The organism is Limihaloglobus sulfuriphilus, from assembly GCF_001999965.1.
Classification (GTDB): domain Bacteria; phylum Planctomycetota; class Phycisphaerae; order Sedimentisphaerales; family Sedimentisphaeraceae; genus Limihaloglobus; species Limihaloglobus sulfuriphilus.
Genome location: NZ_CP019646.1, coordinates 1,751,329 through 1,770,925 on the forward strand (window position 1 = coordinate 1,751,329; position 19,597 = coordinate 1,770,925).

11 protein-coding genes are annotated in these 19,597 nt (G+C 47.8%); 3 read left to right on the forward strand and 8 right to left on the reverse strand.

Annotation, left to right across the window (positions count from 1 at the left end):
• Window positions 1-15: 15 nt before the first annotated feature.
• The 6 genes from SMSP2_RS06740 to SMSP2_RS06765 form a co-directional block, all read right to left on the reverse strand.
• The gene (locus SMSP2_RS06740) at window positions 16-1,512 is read right to left on the reverse strand and encodes a sulfatase family protein (RefSeq protein ID WP_146683223.1); all 1,497 of its coding nucleotides are present in this window, start codon (window positions 1,510-1,512) and stop codon (window positions 16-18) included.
• Between the two features lie 14 nt (window positions 1,513-1,526).
• Window positions 1,527-3,026 (reverse strand): sialate O-acetylesterase, encoded by a 1,500-nt coding sequence (locus SMSP2_RS06745; protein WP_146683224.1) that lies wholly within the window; start codon window positions 3,024-3,026, stop codon window positions 1,527-1,529.
• A gap of 107 nt (window positions 3,027-3,133) precedes the next feature.
• Window positions 3,134-4,741, reverse strand: a complete 1,608-nt coding sequence (locus SMSP2_RS06750; RefSeq protein ID WP_146683225.1) for a sulfatase family protein — start codon at window positions 4,739-4,741, stop codon at window positions 3,134-3,136.
• Window positions 4,742-4,775: 34 nt separating this feature from the next.
• Window positions 4,776-6,863, reverse strand: a complete 2,088-nt coding sequence (locus SMSP2_RS06755) for a beta-galactosidase (RefSeq protein ID WP_146683226.1) — start codon at window positions 6,861-6,863, stop codon at window positions 4,776-4,778.
• Between the two features lie 52 nt (window positions 6,864-6,915).
• Window positions 6,916-9,330: a DUF3604 domain-containing protein gene (locus SMSP2_RS06760; RefSeq protein ID WP_146683227.1), complete on the reverse strand. Its 2,415-nt coding sequence runs from the start codon at window positions 9,328-9,330 to the stop codon at window positions 6,916-6,918.
• 166 nt (window positions 9,331-9,496) lie between these two features.
• Complete coding sequence (locus tag SMSP2_RS06765) at window positions 9,497-12,085, reverse strand: LamG domain-containing protein (RefSeq protein WP_186804905.1); 2,589 nt, start codon at window positions 12,083-12,085, stop codon at window positions 9,497-9,499.
• Between the two features lie 821 nt (window positions 12,086-12,906).
• On the opposite strand from SMSP2_RS06765, the gene SMSP2_RS06770 reads away from it, so the two are divergent.
• The 3 genes from SMSP2_RS06770 to SMSP2_RS06780 all read left to right on the forward strand — a co-directional run bounded on the left by SMSP2_RS06770 (window position 12,907) and on the right by SMSP2_RS06780 (window position 17,410).
• On the forward strand, window positions 12,907-13,731 hold the full coding sequence (locus SMSP2_RS06770) for a prepilin-type N-terminal cleavage/methylation domain-containing protein (protein WP_222566420.1): 825 nt from the start codon (window positions 12,907-12,909) through the stop codon (window positions 13,729-13,731).
• Between the two features lie 131 nt (window positions 13,732-13,862).
• Window positions 13,863-15,833: a sodium:solute symporter family transporter gene (locus SMSP2_RS06775; RefSeq protein ID WP_146683230.1), complete on the forward strand. Its 1,971-nt coding sequence runs from the start codon at window positions 13,863-13,865 to the stop codon at window positions 15,831-15,833.
• 26 nt (window positions 15,834-15,859) lie between these two features.
• A complete protein-coding gene (locus SMSP2_RS06780; RefSeq protein ID WP_146683231.1) occupies window positions 15,860-17,410 on the forward strand; it encodes a sulfatase family protein in 1,551 nt (516 codons plus the stop codon).
• A gap of 304 nt (window positions 17,411-17,714) precedes the next feature.
• Here the strand turns inward: SMSP2_RS06780 and SMSP2_RS06785 are convergent, their stop codons facing one another.
• Window positions 17,715-18,917: a DDE-type integrase/transposase/recombinase gene (locus SMSP2_RS06785; RefSeq protein WP_146683232.1), complete on the reverse strand. Its 1,203-nt coding sequence runs from the start codon at window positions 18,915-18,917 to the stop codon at window positions 17,715-17,717.
• Window positions 18,902-19,597, reverse strand: a complete 696-nt coding sequence (locus tag SMSP2_RS06790) for a hypothetical protein (protein WP_146683233.1) — start codon at window positions 19,595-19,597, stop codon at window positions 18,902-18,904. The genes SMSP2_RS06785 and SMSP2_RS06790 overlap by 16 nt, the downstream gene beginning before the upstream one ends.

The following is a 19,597-nucleotide window of genomic DNA, read 5'->3' on the forward strand; positions in this document are numbered from 1 at the left end:
CTGATATAAAAATGATTAAACCCAGGGCTTGTAGTGATCGCCCTTGAGTCTGGGCGTATTTTTGTCCCATTCAAGGAGCTTTTGTCTTAGATTTTTTGCTATGGCGCTTTTTCCGGCTGTTTTAGCCAGATTGTTTGTCTGATACGGGTCTTTTTCCATATCAAAAAACAAGTATTCGTCTTCCATAATGGCAGTGTCATCTTCGGATACCAAAGCCCCATAAAGGTGTTTTGGGGTTCGTATTCCGGCCTCGCGGTATGGTGTCTCAATGAAAGCGTAATCCTGCTCCAGAGAGTCTGTCTCACCGCGAAGCAAAGGCGCGAGGTTCTGCCCCTGGACGGTCTCGGGGATTTTCTCACCGCAGAGCGAAAGCAGCGTAGGCATCACATCCACCAGTGAGGCGACCTGTTTTTTGTTGACCGATGCCTTTTTTATGACTGCCGGCCATCTGAATATCATTGGAATCCGTACGGCCTCGTCGTATAGGCGGGCCTTGTTCCATAAATGGTGACTGCCTAATAAGTCTCCATGGTCCGCGGCGAAAAGAATAATTGTATTATCTTCAACCCCCTCGGCTTTTAGCGTGCTCATCAGCTCTCCGATGAGATCGTCAACCCATGTAACAGCCCCGTAATACAGTGCTGTCAGCTCGCGAAGCGAAAAGTCGGGCGGTAAATCATCATTGCCCGATTTTCTGTATCTTGGCAGGCCGCCGGTGTAAATTCCAAACCATCTCCGGTCATACGCTATCCGGCCGTCCTTTAATACATTTTTGCGAAGCGGCACCTTTTCAGGTTTGTACATCTGAGTGTATTTTTCGGGCACATCATGAAAAATCGGCATATGCGGAGAAAGAATATTATAGTAAAGAAAGAACGGCTCGTTTTTGTTTTCTTTTACATAACTCTTAACACTTTCCAGGTCGGCGTACTGATTGAGGTATTTGCCGCCCATTTCCGATTTGCGGCCTTCTGTGAGAACTTCATCAAAACCTAAGAGCGTCGGCTTTGTGTCAATGTGCCATTTACCAACCTCTGCGGTCTTGTAGCCGCTTTTCTTTAAGACTTCGGCAAGTGTGATATCGGGAAATTTCAGGCGGTCATTCCTTCCGTAGAGCCCATCTGAGCCAAGCCCTTTGGTCATCTCATTTGCTCGTGCTCCTACGCAGGTGCGGCAGTACTGGCCCGAGAGCAGATTTGACCTTCCGGGAACACATGTAGGGCTGTTTGAAACGGCGGTTTCAAATCGCAGGCCGCTCTCTGCCAGCCTGTCAATATTAGGCGTTTTCACGAACCTGTTGCCATAACAACCCAGGGAAAAACTCCGCATCTGATCGCTGAATATAATAATTATGTTTGGCTTCTTGTCAGTGCTGCCGTTCTGCGTTTGGTTTGTCGCCGTTTGTGCTGCATTATTTCGTGCTAATACTGTGGTATTTCCCGCGGCCAGTGCGGCGACGGAGAACGACATGGAAGCCAGAAAATCACGTCTGTTTGTCTTTGCGTTATTCATAAAAAATACTGTTTTTATTTATTCTCTGTTGTCAGTGGAAGATCGTAAGTCCTGAATGTACTTGCGGGCAGTCCGGCCTTGTTAAACAGATTTGGACGGGCGGTGTTTGACCAGCCGAAACGTACATTCTTAGGTTCTTTGACTGCATCGTTTCTGACAATAACAGTACTGTCTTCGATAACCGCCTGGGCAGGGACAAACTCATTATCTTCTCCTGCAATCTCAAAGTCGGTCAGTTTGCCGCCTTTGGCTTTCAGGCCGCCGTCTGTATGGTCAAAAAATATTCTTATAGCCTCTTTCTCGATCTTCATCGATTTGTATAGCGGCCCTGAATATACAACATTCTTTTTGCCGTACACCTTAGCCAAAGCCCAAAGTGCAAGCCTTTCGCCGACGGGTTTCTTGTCAGGGGGGTGAATATTTTCAATATCATCAACAAGGTCAGTGGTTACAACCATACCGGTATTGGGCAGAGACAGTGTCAGCAGCTGAGCCTCCCGCAGTTCCGCGCCTATATAAGGCTCCGGATACGTCCAGGGGGCAATCTGCACATAGTAAAACGGCATATCCGGCTTGTTCCATGCCTGCCGCCAGTTCTCAATCATAGCAGGGAATATGCTTCTGTACTCAAGTGCCTCTCTGGCGTTAGCCTCTCCCTGATACCATATTACTCCCTGCAATGTATAGGAAATCAAAGGGTGTATCATGCCGTTAAACAGGGAAGCCGGCCCTCGGGGATTACCCGGGCCCATCGGTTCCCATGGTTTGGGCGGCGCTTCTTTGCCGTCTTCTCTGGCCTTTTCTACTTTCTTCTCCCATTCTTTGACTCTTTCTTTCCATTCTTCCAGAGCCTGGGGGTAGCGGTTACATGCCGCGTCGTATTGTTCAAGAATGGATTTGAAGGCTTCGTGAGACCTCATGAAATCCATATCCGTCCAGCTCTGGCTTGGAGTGCCGCCGTAGGAGGACTTAATCAGCCCGACAGGTATGCCAAGCTCTTTGTAAAGTTTTCTGCCGAAGAAAAACCCTGCCGCGGTAAAGGATTTGGCTGTTTCACTGCTGCAAACCTGCCACTGTCCCGGGCAGTCGTTCTGTTTATCTTTGGCGGCATTGCGGGGGACTTCAAAAAACCGGATTTTGGGATAGTCAGCGTCTAAAAGCTCACGCTGCCAGTCGTTAACCCCCGGCTGCCACACATTTATTGCCCCCACGGTCATCTCCATGTTGGACTGGCCCGAGCAGAGCCAGACTTCGCCGATGAGTACATCTTCGAGGATTATATCGCTGCTGCCTCTCACGGCGATCTTATACGGCCCGCCTGCAGAGGGTGTCTGGAACCGCAACTCCCATTTGCCGCTATTATCGCAGCTTGCGGTATGCTTTTCTCTCGACCAGCCGGGGGTAACGGTAACTTCCTGCCCCGGCTTATCCCAGCCCCATATCGCGGCGGAATCGTTCTGCTGCAAAACCATACCACTGCCGATAACAGAGGGCAGACGTATCTGAGAATGCACAAAAGGACATGTTGCAAAAATCAAGAAACACAAAAGCAACTGTATGTTGTTTTCGCAAATATTTATTTTTCTGGAGAATTTATATTTAACCACTTTTTAATTTTCAATTAAACAATACTCTGACCTTGCCAGTTTGTCTTTTCTAACCAGCTTTTCAGCTCATTTTGCAGTTCTTCCTTTATATCGCTGAACTCAGGGTTATCTGCAACATTTTTTAGCTCAAGGGGGTCATCTTTGAGGTTGTACATGTATTCGCCGCCATCTGGATAGCGGATATACTTCCAGCCCTTGCCGCGTATCATAAATGAGCCTTTTGTTTCGGGCAGCACCTTGCGGTCTGCCGATGGGTTGCCTTCTATGCGTTCAGAGAACTTATAGGGATAGGCCTCTGCAGGGTCTTTTTTTTCGGTCATATAATCAACCAGGCTCTGGCCCTGGCAATGAGTCGGCAGCGTTTCGCCCGTGATATCCAGGATTGTAGGCATAATATCCGTGTGGTCAACTGCCATATCGATATTTTTAGGCCTGAACATCTTGGGATACCTTATAATCAGCGGCACCCTCACAACTTCTTCATAAAAAGCGGTTGTGCTCTTCCATGCCATGCCGTGCCCGCCGGCCATGTCTCCGTGGTCCGCGGCGAAAATTACCAGTGTGTTATCAAGCTCGCCGGTTTCTTCGAGGACTTTTATTATCCGCCCGACCTGGTCATCCGCCAGCTTTGTCAGTGCATAGTATATCCTTAGAAACTCCCGCATTGACGGGTTGTTCATGCCCGGCTTATCAATATCGGCAATATTGCGCCGCGACCATTCGTTTTTGAAGCGTTTTTCCAGTGTATCTCTGTTTTCCGGCAGTTTGATCTTGAGTGGATCAAACATCTCATAATACGGCGAGGCTACTACATAGGGATCGTGCGGCGCGTTTATGCCGCAGGTGACCATAAACGGCTGATCACCGTTACATACGCTCCTGAGTGTAGATACCGCGTGGTCGGCCACCCTGACATCAAATTCCTGTGTAACCGGCAGTTTGAGACGGCCCATTTTTGTTGTGAACTGGGCAAAGTCTTTTCCCTTCCACAGTTCAGGGTCCATCTTATCCACCGCGGCCTTAAATGGCGGCCATATATCAACCGGAAAATACATGCCGTACCAGTTTTGATAGCCCTGCGGGTCTGACCTGCTTACCTTTTCGAATACGTCCTGCATAGCGTCAAGATGCTCAGGAAACTGGCGGTACATGTCGGTGTAGTAGGGCATGTCATCGCCTTCGAGGTGCCATTTGCCGTAGTGGTGCGTTTTGTAGCCTTTCTGCCAGAGAATCTTCTCGGTGGTAACATCGTTTAGAGTGATTCCTTTCTGGTTCCAGCCAACGTTAAGTGTGATACCGTGCTGGTGGGGATAAAGGCTGGTTATCGCTGACATTCGGGTAGGCGAGCAATAGGGCGTAGGGCAGGTTGCCTGCGTAAAGACAACACCCTCCTTCGCCAGACGGTCAATATTCGGAGTGGGAACAGGGCCGCCGTCGTAACTGCATATCCCCGCCGCGAGCTGGTCAAGCAGAAAGAACAGAACATTGGGCGTTTTCGATTTCTGCTTATCAGCGTTATTGGCGATCGGTTTTGCGTTTGCCGAGCAGCCCAAAGAAAAACCAAGAGTGCCCAGAACGGCACCTCTTCCGGCTTTTTTTAGAAATTGCCTGCGTGTATTCATTGTTACCTCTATAACATAAACTTTTAAAATCTCTTTATTTTATCAATAGAATACAGGTTTCATGCGGTTTCATATGAATCTCTGAAGAAGACTGTTCTCCTGCTTCAAACTGTATCTTTTTGTGGCTGTAAATATCTTCTGCTTCAGTGATGTTCAAGTTTACAGTCAATTTTGTTGAGATATCATCATCAGCCATATTGAACAGGAAAACAACCTTGACAGCATCGGTTTCCATGATTTTTACAAAGGTACTCTCATTGCTTGTCCGGGCAAAACTCTTTAGATTTCCATGGAAATGCTGCTGGAAGAATTCACGCACATCCGCAGAAGGCTGGTGGTAATAGTTGTTGAAAATGTTAGTGCCCAGATAAACGGCTTTTCCTTTGCCGTAATTGTTTACGGTTATTGCCGGCTCACCGTTATCGTATGTGCCAAGTACCTGTGCACTTTCCGGTATGAGAATCTCTCGCAAAAAGCGAGAAGAGAGCGTCCGGTTTCCGGCCTTGATCTTAAGGATTTTATCCTTACTGTTTGATATAATCTCCCTGCGGCAGCCGAAAATTTTGTTTAAACCCATGCCGGGAACTGTGTCAGCTGAGAAGAAATCAGTCTCAATGAATGCCAACGAAGGTTCAGATACAATCGTTCCTCCCTGCTCAACATACGCGGCAATTTTGGCCGATGTCTTTTCGTCGATCCAGAGCGGCAGCGGCAGGTACAGCACCTTGTATTTGTCGAAATCGTCGTCAACAACCTGAGAGTCTGTCCTTACAATATCAACAGAAGCGACATTCAGATTGCACAGCATCCTGTAAATACCCAGGTACGACTCGTCAAACGGCTTGACGGTTCCGTCGGCAACATAGAGCATAAGAGGGTTCATCGGTGAATATCCGATCGCAACCTCCGCCGGAACGGTTTTGAGCTCATCAAACAGTTTTTCGTGTTCCCGGATCGTTTCTCCGATTTTTGCCGCGGCGGTGAGCCGCTGGGTTGGCGTGCCGTCGAGCTTGACAAGGTTAAATCCGTATTCGGCACCAAACTGCTCAGTCCGGTACTGCCAGAACAGCAGGCCTTTGGCACCTTGTGAGATGGTAGTCCATGCCCAGCCGGCAAGCCTCTCACCTGAGAGCTCGGGGCCGGGAAGGTCCAGGCCGATCCCGTAGGAGCCAGACTGAAGCTCGTGCATCCAGAATTCCTTTCCCCCTGCCGCGGCACGGTTAATATCGCCGGCCAAAGCATGGTCAAGCATTGAAACACTCTCGGGAAAATTCGCGAAGCCAAACTTGTCAACCAGTTTTGAGAGCCTCCAGTCGTCCGTGCAGTCATAAACGATGTTACGCCCTGAAGCACCGGAACGGGTATGAATCATAACAGGGTGCTGCGGATCGTTGTCACGGATAGCCTGCGTTCTCCATCGATCCTGTTCTACCAGCGACTCGATGTGGAAAAGCCGCCAGTCGGTCCAGTCAGAATAACTGCCGCGTTCAATTGGCGGTATCACCTCGTCAAACTCTCCGTAACGCCGCTGCCATGTGTTATTGAGCAGGTTGATGTCATTGTTGTATTTTTCTCTGAGCCATTGTGTGAACTTTTCAAGCGTTTTGGGGCAATAGCAGAACAACTCTCCATCGCTGCACAGATAATAACGTGCCGGCTCATGAAGCGGCTCGTTATGCGGTTCCCAGCCGTAAAGGGCAGGGTGGGAAGCAAATTTTGTAACCAGTTTTTCAATAAAATCCTCGGCATGGGCTCTCACATCCGGCCAGTCGAGGCAATGGCCGGGGAAGCCGCCGCAGCAGGTGTTATGCACAGTGTGCGGCATAACCTTGACCCCCTTATGATCAACGTATAGGGTGTCCGGATATTTCTTGTATAACCAGGCAGGCGAGCTCTCGAGATTGACCAGAAGAATAACCTTAATGTCATTCTCAGCGCCCAAATCACAAAGTCTCTCAAGCTCCGAAAAATCGTAGTGACCCTGTTTGGGGTTGAGCCAGCCCCACATTGCCCAGCCGCGAATAATATTAAACCCATGTTCTTTCATGGTTTTAAAGTCATATTCCCATTTTTCCATTTTAGGTGTCGGCGGACGGTGATACTGAGTTCCAATTGGAAACATTCATGTTCTCCTTATAACGTTTTCTATAAATCTTATTATTACAATATTTTATTTAATGTAAAACAAACCATATAGGACTTGACCAGGCAAGCTCGCCTCCCTTAGTCTGTATTCGGGTATAGTACCAGAGAGTCTCCGAATCCTGTGCAGGATTCTCATCGATCCAGTTAATCTCAATTTTTTTCTCTAAAGGTTGAGCCTTATAAACGATGCTGTTATTCCTGAAAATCACAACTTCTTTGATATCCTGCAGGGCCGTGGCTCTGATTTCAAAGGGTATTGCTCCGCTGCGTTTCTGCGTTTTGTCGCCCATTATCGCTTCATTGCTTCTGAAAAACAATGACATTTTAGGGCAGGAAGTTCCAAACGTGTGGCGAGCCTTTACAGCTTCAAATATATCTTTTCTTGTTAAGCTCTCAGCCCAGACGCCAACCTTGCCGTTTCCGCCGCCGTGGTCGGGGCTGGCAATAACGCCGATAATTATGCCTTTTTCCCAGGCATCCTGGAGGTAATTACCTTTAAACGGTGCGCCTTGGCCGGACTGCCTTGGACAGCCGAGGTATTCGTATGAAGCCCTGGTCTGGAAAATCTCCGCGACGGGCTGATATTTCTCGTCCACATAGTTCCAGTCCTTGGGCGGATTGGCTTTGCCTTTATGCTGCCAGTCGGCGAGCTGGTGCGGTATGCAGATAAAATCCACCTTATCTTTTTCAAGCTGTTTCCAAAGCTCTCGAGGGCTTATATCACCTGCATAGGCGTTGTAAAACCTTTTGTGATAGGGGTCTAAGAAAATCAAATTATGGTGTCCGTACCGGCAGAAGCCCTCAGGAGTCGCAGGCTGGTTCTGGCTTGATGTCCATTCCTGGGCCAGGAATGTAACAAACCTGCCCGGGTCATGATTCTGCCGCGTCTGTTCACCGTTAAACTGCCACTGCGGCCTGTCATAATCAAAGTCGTGATCGGTAGTTGCGCAGAAATCGAGCTTCTCGATGTCCCTCTCGTTGGCAAACAAATCGTGTCCCGGAGGGTTTAGCCTGCGGTTGCAGACACTTAAATCAGTATGATCATGGAAGTCGCCGAAAAACGCACTGAGCTGCCGGCCGTTGTGCCGGACTTTTTCTCTGGGAAGCTCAGCGCTGCAGATCGCCATCTTATCAGTTAGAGAAAATTCAGTTTCCGGCATTTTAAGAGGCTCCAGAACAGGTTTTGAATTACTGTCTTTCTGTTCAGTGGGAGTGGTTTCTATGCTGATGCCGGATTTTCTGTCTCCGTGAGGTCTAAAATCCCATGATTTCGGCAAATTGTCATACTGAATGGAAGTTAAAACATCGCCGTCATTGTTAACTGCGATTTCCACAGGCCTCCATCTTCCCTGGTTGTCAAGCAGAACCCTCGGCTCTGACCATTGACTGCCGCTGTAACACCAGATTTTCGCCAGCCAGCCGGCGTTGTAACTGATAGATTCCCGTGCAGTGAGCCAAAGTCGGCCGGAATTGTCAAAAGCTATCCTGGGCCTGAGCAGAAATCTTTCATCAGTAGAAATTTCAACAAATAAATTTTTCGGGCCCAGAAGCTCTTCACCGTCAATCCTGGCCGCGGCAATCCGCTGTTCAGTTACGTTGTTTATAGCCTTGCCTTTATAGCTTTGCGCCTGCCATGCCATCCATATTTCATTGTTGTGAACTGATAAATACGGATGTCTTTCTATTCTGGAGTCAGAGGTGATCCTGTATTCCTCCTCCCAGCTGCCGCCGCGGTAACGTGCGCCATAGATGTCTGCACCGGTATCTCTTAGAGAGTCCCACGCGGCAAAGATATCGCCGTTTGACAATGAAACAACAGCGGGGTTGTAACTGTTTGCATTTTCATCACTGATTCTCTGCGGCATGTCGGCTGATTTGGGGGCTGCAAAACATGAGTATATTGCTCTTTTGCCTTGAGCGTTGCTTTCCCAAATGATACATGCCTTATCGCCGGTGACTGCAACCGCCGGCGAAATGTTGGAATTGCCCGGGCACTTAATGAATTTAATTGCCGGATAGTCAGTTTTCGCGGTTACAAACGAGTAGGCTATCTGCCACTTATCATCTATTTCAACAGGGAAACATATTACACAGCCCTGGCCAAAAGCCGCGATTGCAGGCGAGGAAATTCCGGTCATACCCGCGATTTTAAATTCAAACAGGTGTTTTATATTGTTTTTATCGAGACAGTAAACCCCAATTCGTTTATCTCCCGCGAGAAACTCAATGTTTACAGTCCACAATCTGCCTGACTTATCTAAAGACATGGCAGAGAAATCTTCCGAGCAGAGCGGCCATTCAAGTTTATCGGAACCTTTGCCTGCCTGATTTGCTGATACAGCAAAACCGTTAGAGGCCAACATAGATGTAATCATCGCTGATGCCCCAATGCCCGCCATACCGGCAATAAAATCACGCCTGTTTATTTCTCTGGGATTATACATTCGATTTGATTCCTACAAGACAGACTATATGTTTAGCAAAAAAGAAAGAGTGTTTTCTTTGTTTTTCAGAGATATTTTAATTAACATCCGGGGCCCACAGGTGCTGCGAACCCCGGAATATTCTTATTCTGAAATTTTCGATAGTTAAGGTTTAAAATAATGCTGTTTACGGCCATGTGATTGTTTGAAGCCAATCTGCTGCGAGAACAGCAAAGTCGGCCAGGTTGACATTAGAATCACCGTTTACGTCAGCCCAAGACAGGTTCGGCTGCTCGAGAGACTCTCCGGGGGCATACCCCGCCAGATTCATAATCTCGCTTTGGGTGAGCTCATAGTCGTAGATTTTGAATTCATCCACGTAGCCTCTCCACTTTTGCAGAGCAACATTGGCTGCGCTTGCACCAAGTCTGGCCTGGTCAAATACTGCTGTATCATCGCCTATTGCCTGGGTTCTCTCGTTTGTTGCAGCGTAGAGCTTACCATTTATATACAGCTTCATTGTTCCGTCTGCGGTATTCTTGGTAACGGCTAAATGTGTCCATTCTTTTGCTGCCGTCTGGCTGAAATATCCAACCGGTGTTTGATATATTGAGCCCAGAGTGCAGTTATCAGTGTTTGGCCAGCCTGTATTGCCCACCGCGAACTGTGTATAAATGGCCTGCTGCTGATTTTCCGGCCATCCTGCCATCTGCAGATAGAACCGCACAACGCCGTCATCACCTTTAGCCGAGAACAGGAAACCGCCCGCCGCGAATATCTCACTGGCAGAGGCTTTTATCCAGCTGGAAACAGTCACAGCGGAATCGAGGTTCTCGATTACTGCACCGTCAACGTCGATATAATTGGTTATTCCGTCAAATTCGAAGCAGTTGCCTGTATATCCCTGTGAGTTCCATAGCGGATCACCGGAGATGGTTCCGGTATGGCTGCCCGCCCGGTCGGTTACATAATAGCCGCTGCCGTCCTCAAAATCATAATACAGAACTGGGCTTCCGGCAGGAGACGCTGCGGTAATAGTGCCGCTGTAATTCTGCAGCCAATCCTGACCTAGAGCGAGAATATCTTCACCGTCGCCGGTACAGTCGGAGCTCTCTTTGTCTCCGATGTCCGAGCCTTGATTTATCCACCCAACGCAGCGCGGCGGGTAAAGTGTCATTGAGTCAATGTAAACTGTACCGCTGGAACCGGCCGCCGGATTTGTCCTGCTGCCCAGGCCAAAGAATACCTTCTGAACATTGCTTAAATCAACACCCGCAAATTCACTCAGCGGGATGTTCCAGTCAATCACATCTTCCCAGCTTTCTTGGATAAGATCGTTCATGTCTGAATAATATACAACCTCTACAGCTGAAGTGTTATCTTCCAGCCCAACGTAAAGCCCGTCTGCCGCATCGTTGTCAGAGACACCGTGCAGACTTACATACAGGGCCTCGACTTCGAGCCAGTTCCAGTCGGCCGCATTAGCAAAATCCGGAAGACCGGCCGCATCCGCAGAAACCTCGCTGTAGTAGGGGGCTGCGGAATTATCATATTCAAACATCATGCTGTTTTCAATGGTTGTCAGGCGAACACCTATTTCAGCGGTTTCAAGGCTGACCTCCGCTCCGCCGGTTTCTGTCCAGTTTGAAAGCAATCCACTGGTATCGGTATAGTCATCAAAGTTACATACGACTCTACCTTGCTGTGTGGAGAACTGCCAGACATCCCCTTTGTAGGTTATACCCTCTGGATCAATCTCATCAATACGCCAGTAGTATGTCTCTGCAAGCGGAAGCTGACCGACATTATAATCATTGGCCGACTGCCTGCCGATATATTCAGGAGATTCAGTCTGAGCATCATATACTTCCTGCCAGGAGGTGCCGAAATACACATCGTGTCCGTCAACCTCGCGTGTGCTCTCGCCGGATGACCAGCTCAATACGGTCTCTCCGCCGTTTACATTGTCAACTCTCTCTCTGTTGCTCGGCGATGGACTCCAGGCGGTATTAACATCCTGGAGTTTTGCCGTGAGTATTGTGGCGCTTCCGGTATACTCAAGTTCAAATGCTGATCTTGGATGGCTGACCCAGTCATAGCGGGTTGTGCCGCTTCCGTAGGCGGTTATATCGCCGGAGTCAATCAGGGCCTGTAAATCATTTGTATAGTCAGTTGCGCTGTTTATTTGCAGCGTGCCTTCTTCGATGTTTATATGTCCGAATCGGGTGTCTCCTGTGTTCCAGAGAAAAGCCGATGCTTCGACGGTTCCGCCGGTCAGATTTATAAAACTGTCGGCAACGGCCTGATGTGATACGGAAAGCGTTCCGCCAATTGAGACACTGCCGCCGGTCATGGTGAAGGTCGTTTCCCCTGCATAAGGTACAAACATGTTGTTCGTAATAATCAGTTCACCGCCGCTCATGTTGAGCTCAGTTACATACGTTGCCTTAACCCCGATATAAGCCAGATTTGACACAGAGAGCTTTCCTCCCGTTATGTCAAGTCGCCCGCCGGTTCCGTACTGTGAGAGCTTAAGTACCGCGCATTTGGCGTCAGTGTTAGCTTCTGTTAAAACGGGGTAAGTGTATGAACCGGCTGCTCGCTGGTCTATGAATACCGGGTCGGCTGAAGTTGGTGCACCTTCCGGAGCCCAGTTGCCGTCAGTATCCCAGTTATCATCATCATAGCCCCACCAAACCTTATTGGCAGCAGTTGACAATCCGCAAAACAAAATTAGAATGACTGCCGCTGAGAGTAGAATGTTTTTCTTACACATCAGTAACTCCTGTAAAATACAAAATAATTTATTAAAATTCCCAAAAACCATTTTTGAGATCCTCTTTTGATATAAATGTAATACCAACTTAAACTCTGAAGCACAACTCTATTTCTCCTTTTGATAAATACATTCAATATAATTTCTCAAAACCAGATTTTGAGAATGCTGTTGTTATGGAATGCGGATAGTTTAACTGAGGACTGTTATTCAGCCAAACTTCTGAATAGAATTGCTGTAGAATCGTGGCGCTGCATATACCCATTTAAATAATCTCTAATAAAATACCTACAATAATATTACTCGCTCACATATCACTTCATATTTTCATATTTTACTTTGTACACAAGCTAATGTCAAGATAATTGTGTTTTAATTTTGATTAAAAAACCAAATATATTCATTATCAGCTTATAGTCGCAAGGTAAGTTTGCAATTTAATGATTATTTTATGGTAAATGGTTGCTAAAACTTTTGAAGGCCGCATGCGCAGTGGTTTTTTAAGACATATCGTTCTAAGTGTTTTATTAGTTTAGTCTTACGCAAATATGTGTGTTGAGCAAGTTTTTGTGAAGTGCCATGTTTTTGGGGGATTTTTGTTAGAAATTAAAATTAGTGCAGGTGAGAAAACGGAATTACGCTGCCAACATAAAGGTTTTAATTAGATATTAAGTAGTCTTTAATTTGTCTATTTTTTTCAAATATTTAAAAAAAAACTTGATTAACTCATCGTCCGTGTTAAAATAACAAAGCATAGTTGAAGCAGAGTTATGTCTTAGATGCTTTTCAGCTGTAACTTATGTTATTATGGAGTCATTACAATGGTAAAAAGAAATGCTTTTACTTTAATTGAATTGCTGGTAGTTATTTCAATTATAGCACTTTTAATGTCACTTCTCATGCCGGCACTCGGCAAGGTTAAGCAGCAGGCCCGAGCAGTAGTCTGTATGAGCAATTTGCGGCAGCTCGCCCTGTGTGCAAGCATGTATGTTACTGAAAACCGTTCTGCCTGGGCAGGCGTTTACGGCTTTGCAACGCCTGAGCAGTCAAATCAGAACTGGCTCAACGCCCTGCGCAAATACTATAATCCTACCGGCAAGGGCGGTGATAAGGTCAGCCTTTGCCCCGAAGCCACAAAGCCTGTTTCTGTAGTCGGCAGGACTCCCAGGGCAGCCTGGAGCGGCTGGGATGATGCAGGCGGACGTTATTCTGAATATGATAGTACCAGCTATGCCTTTAATGACTGGCTGTGTAACCCGCCCGATACCGGCAGCCGCAACGTAGCGGGCCGTGACGCGAAACGTTTCTGGAGAAATTTTGACATGGCGGATGCCGCCGAAGTGCCCGTTTTCATCGATGCGGTGCATATCTCGGTTACTCCCACCAGATTTGATTCGCCTCCCAGATACAGCTCGCTCTCTGTACCAATGACCGGTCTTTCCTGGAACAGCGACACCATGAAGATGGCGTGCATAGAGCGGCACATGATGGATTTTGTCCAGGCCGTCCAGGTTGACCAGTCGGTTAAAAGAATTGGGTTGAAACAGCTTTGGGATTGTAAATGGCATAAAAATTACGATCTTTCAGCTCCAAAACCGAATTTTGAGGTTGAGGCCCCCTGGATGATGGAACTGAGAGACTGGTAATCTGAATCCAAAAGAGCAGTTTTTACCGCCATTATCAAACTGTATAATAACGTATAAGATTTAGCGTCTTTGATGCCTGTAACAAATACGGCATCAGTACATACACAATCCGCTTTGTTTTGGAGGCATCCTTGCAGTATTTAAACAATTTCGACTATGCCATTATATCGCTGTATTTTCTGATCTTAATTGGTATAGGTCTTTATCTCAAAAAGAGAGCCTCTGAAAATCTCCAGGAGTACTTCCTCGCCGGCAACAAAATGCCCTGGTGGGCGCTTGGAGTGACAGGGATGGGCTGGTCTCTCGATGCTGTGGGTACAATGCTTATAACATCTCTTTTGTTTCTTCTGGGACCCAGGGGTCTGTTTATAGAGTTCAGGGGAGGCGCCAATCTTGCCCTTATCTTCATGATGATCTGGACGGGTAAGTGGCACAGGCGGTCTAACTGTATGACAGGGGCGGAATGGATGACTTACCGTTTCGGTGACGGCGCCGGCGGGAAATTCGCTCGCGCAGCTTCGGCAATCGCTCAAATCGCGTTTTCACTTGGTATGCTGGCATACATGGCAAAAGGCGTTGGGCTTTTCTTCTCGATGTTTGTGCCGATATCTCCGTTTGCTTGCTCGGTTATAACTATTGGTATAGCTGCTATTTATACGATATCTTCAGGCTGGTACGGAGTTGTGTTCAGCGACATTTTCCAATCGGTGCTAATAACGGCAGGGATCATTTTTGTTGTCGTCAAGGCCTCATTGGCGATTCCGGACGCCGATTCGCTGCATAACCTGGCGATACAGATTACCGGAGTAAAGGAATGGGCATCTGCGGTGCCTCAAATTCACGCGGCTATGCCCAAAGCCTATGAGATGTATGAGTCATTATTTATGTTTACTGTGTTTCTGGTTTTAAAGAACATAGTGGCAGGTTTCAGCAGCGGCGGCGAGCCGCATTATTTCGCCGCACGAAATGAGAGGGAATGCGGCAAGCTCACCTGTCTCTGGGCATGTCTGCTGACAATGCGCTGGCCCATGATGATGGGTTTTGCCATATTGGGTTTATTTCTGGTAAAGGATCTTTTTGCAGATTCAGAGTCTCTTATGCAGGCCGCGGAACTCATAAAAGTACATCTTGGCGCAGTAGGCAAGAATCAGTGGCCCGATGCGCTTGCGGGAATTATAAACTCTCCCGAAAAGTACAGCCCTGACCTGATCAGCGGCCTCAGAGAAATAATAGGCCCGGACTGGGCTGGAAAACTGCCGCTGTTGAGCTATGAAGGGACGATAAACGCCGAAAGGATTCTTCCCGCTGTACTGCTGAGCAAGATTCCTTCGGGTATGAGGGGGCTGATGATGATAACCCTGATAGCCGCTGAAATGTCAACATTCAGTGCGACGATGAACAAAACAACAGCCCTGTTCACAAGGGACATCTACCAGAAATTCCTGCGTCCCAAAGCATCTCACAAGGAACTGCTTGCAGCGATCTACATTTTTTCAGTTTCCCTGATAATAATCGCGTTTCTCTTTGCATATACCAGCAAAAGCATAAATGATATCTGGGGCTGGATTATGATGGGCCTGGGCTCGGGACTGGCTGTGCCTCTGGTTCTGCGGCTTTACTGGTGGCGGTTCAACGGTTCAGGTTTTGCCCTGGGCATGACCGCCGGACTGTTGGGAGCTCTCGTGCAGAGAACTTTCTGGCCGCAGCTTCATGAAAGCTGGCAGTTCGTTATACTAACATCAATACCTGCCGTTTTCTCTATTATAGGTACTTATTTAAGCAAGCCGACAGATAATGAAGTGCTTGAGAATTTCTACAGGACAACAAGACCGTTCGGATTCTGGGGGCCTTATAAAAACATACTGCCGCCCGACGCAAGAGAGGCAACACGGATTGAAAACCGAAATGACCTGATAGCCCTGCCGTTTGGCCTGTGCTGGATCATATCAATGTTTATGATGCCCTTGACCGCGATGGCAATGAATTTCAGGGCCCTCGCAGCAGCATTTATTGTTTTCATGATTGGTGTGGCGGGGCTTTACAAATTCTGGTACAAAAATCTGCCGCCCGAGCCGTCTAAAGAGACCGGCTCCGGCAAATAAATGGTACAAATACAGGAGATGAGACAATGAATCGACGTTCCTTCTTGAACAGAACCGCTCAGGTGGGCCTGGCCGCACTTGGTGTGAGATTTACATTAACTGCCTCTGCTCAGGAGAATCTGATCCCAGACGGTCAGACAAAACAGATGCGGGATAAGCCGAATGTGATTTTCATAATGGCAGATGACATGGGATACGGCGATGCCGGCTGCTACAATGCAGACTCGAAAATACCCACTCCCAATATTGACAGGCTCGCCCGGCAGGGTCAGCTCTTTACAGACGCTCACTCGCCCTCGGCTGTTTGTTCGCCGACAAGATACGGCCTGCTGACCGGCCGCTACGCATGGCGCACGCGGCTCAAAAGCCACGTATTGAGCAATTTCTGCCGGCCGCTGATCGAGCCCGAGAGGCTAACGCTTGGCGGGCTGTTCAAAGAAAATGGCTACAACACCGCATGTATCGGTAAATGGCATCTTGGGCTCGGCTGGCAGACAATCAACGGCAAAGAAGTTCCCTTAAACAGGTGGAAAGTTCAGAATATTGTCCATTACGGGGTAAATGTTGATTTTCGCAAAGAGCTGACGGATTGCCCCTTAGATCACGGCTTTGATTATTTCTTCGGCGGTCCCGGAAACTATCAGGCTCCGCCGTACTGTTTTATTGAGAACAGGCATACCGTTGGAATACCAAAAATGATAAAACAGGAACTTGAACCTGCCCCGATGGTTCCCGGGCCTGTCACAGAAGACTGGAAAGATGACCAGATAGGCAGCGTCCTGGCTGATAAGGCTCTGAATGTGATTGATAAATACTCGAAATCAAAGAGTCCATTCTTCCTTTATTTCCCATTGCATGCTCCTCACAGGCCGTGTGTGCCTTCGGACTCTGTCAAAGGTAAATCAAAGGCTGGCCGCCGCGGAGATATGATCGTTGAGATTGACAATACTGTCGGCAGAATAATGCAGAAACTCAATGAGCTTGGCATAGAGAAAGATACGATACTCATTTTCACAAGCGACAACGGCGGTGATAATGCTCCTTATCAGGAGCCTGTATCCTATCTGGACAAATACGGCCACGATCCGAATCGTCCATGGAAGGGCAGCAAGGCCCAGATTGCGGAGGGCGGGCACAGAGTTCCCTTTATTGTTAGCTGGCCCGGCAAAGTCGCAGCAGATAAAGTGAACAGTTCTCCTGTTGTCCTAACTGATATGCTTGCCTCGTTTGCCGCACTGCTTGGGTATGAACTGGGCAAAGATGCAGGCCCGGACAGCCATAATGTACAGGAGAATCTCTTTGGGCAAAAAGAAGATGACGGCTCGGAGAGGGTAATGATATTCCACAGTGTCTTCGGCAGATTTGCAATCCGCCGCGGAAAATGGAAACTGGTTTTGCCCAACCCGCCGCTGCTGCACGCCAATGAACGCAGACCTGGATGGGGAATGCCGACAGAAGAGGATCCTGAGCTTTTCAATCTCGCGATTGATCCGCAGGAAAAAAATGATTTAGCAAACGAATATCCAGAAATAGTAAAAGAACTTCAGAGTTTACTTCAAAGAATAATAAAATCATGACATGCGCCTCCAATAAGCCCCATTTATAGACCATTGTTGTATCAATGGAACAGACATGATTCGGGTACCTGGCCGGGATTGAACGAGACTCAGTACTTGTCAACCACTCATGAGACCGCTGAAAAACTCCAGATTTAGCCTTATTTGCTCTTTCAAAAGTGTATAGAATTTCTGGTTTGGCGAAATTTGCGGGACAGGTGTAAGCCAATCGGGGCAAAATTTAGGCTTAAAAATCGCTCATTTTCTGTGTCCGGACCTACATTCCCCACTGTTCATTGGTACTGACCTATGAATTTGATTAATCTCAGCCAGCTTTTTTTAGCCGGTAGCCGGTGATTCTGGCCTGGCGAAAATAGCGTGTTTCAATCTCGGTTGGCACAGAATTGGCATCAGGTGCCGGTCTTTCAGGCAAGTTACCGAAGAATACATCGTCGGGACGATTGCCGTCTAATGACATGTGCGGCCTCCAGGAATTGTACCAAACCTGGAATTCATTACATAAATCATGCAGATGATCTATGCCTTTTATGATCGGAACTCTTTTGAGCCAGCAATATTTTAAGGTTTTATTTGCCCTTTCAGTGACAGCGATCGAACCTTTCTTTCCGATGGCACCAAGTCGGTGTTTAATCCTGTTGTTATTCTTCAGGCACTCTGCGAAAGCCTCACTTATAAATACGCTGCCCTGGTCAGATATGATGTGCTTTGGAGAACCATACTTTTCTATGGCTTCATCCATCGCATTGATTACCCAGCCGGCATTGGGCCCTTCCAGCGGCACTGCTGCCATGATCTTGCGTGAGAAGTGATCGATAATAACGCAGACATGCACCTCCAATAAGCCCCATTTATAGACAATTGTAGTATCTATCGACCAGACATGGTTTGGGTACCAGGCAGGGATTGAACGGGCTTCGGTTTTATCTTCTGTTTGCTTGGGTTTAGGTGCTTTGCTTGGCGTTTTTCTCGGTTCCGGCCTGTTGAGTATATTTCTGACAGTCGAGGCTGAGAGAAAAACGCCCAGGAGTTTGAGTTGGTTGGCAATTCTGAACCTGCCCCACCCTTCATTGGCTTTCGTTATCTGCCAGACCAGAGCAGCCAACTCGGCAGGTGTTATATTGGCAGGAACAACTGCCTGAGCTTTTTCTTCTATGTTCTTGAGCCAACGATAAAGCGTTGATCTTGCTATGCCGAGGTGCTCGGTGACTCTTCGCCTTGGTATCTGGAAGGCTTCCATGTAGCAGAGAATGAACAACTTTTCGCGAATAGTATAACGTTTTTTATTATTCTGCTTTTTGAGGGCCTTCTGTAAAATAGATACCTGTGTCTGCAGCTGTGTAATCTTGTCACGAAGAAAGATAAGCTCTTTATCCTTCTCGTAAATATCCATCCCGGCAAGTCGTTTGAGACTGCGTTTTCGCGCCCTTCCAGAAAACCCGGCAGCTAAGACAGCGGTCTTTACAATCAATCTCAAAGCAATGTTGATAATCTCTATTTTTTGGGACATATTTTTCTGCTCATAATGAACATTGCTCCATATGATAAAAGCAGGATAGAAACCGGCTCAGGTACAATCTGGTCGGCGCCGGCTGCCGGGGTTACCAGAAGAGTCGCCACCGCCCCGCTCGCGGGCCATAGGGTCGGGTCGTCCATGTGAAGCTCGAAACCAATCTCCAGTATCATATCTCCCTTTTTCGCAATGCCGGCCGCGAGTAAAGACACGTCCATCGCCGGCGATGCCTGTGTGCTGCCGGCTGCTGTCGAGACAAGTGCGGAGGGAAAGAACTTGTACGTATCCCCGTCATGAACCATCGGGCTTACCCATAACTCAAACGTCTCGGACTCCTGAGCAGTGTATCCCTGAATTCCCAGCAGCTCGAAATTCATCTGGAACTGGCTGTAGCCGCTTATATCCTGTATGATAAGCGAACCTTCGCCACCGTACAGTGATGAGCCGTAGAACATTTGCGAGTCTGAGCCGCTGTTGCCCGGAAACTCCACGTCAAACTCAACACTACCGCCCGAGGGCCGGGCGTCAATGACACGTGGTGTCAGGTTCTGAGATGAATGGTAATAATCCAGACTCATCAGCCCGTCACGGCCGAGTGTCACGACGGATGCGTTTGCGGTAAGCGCACACAAAGCGCACAAAGCATATACAGATGAAAGCTTCTTCGTATTAAACAT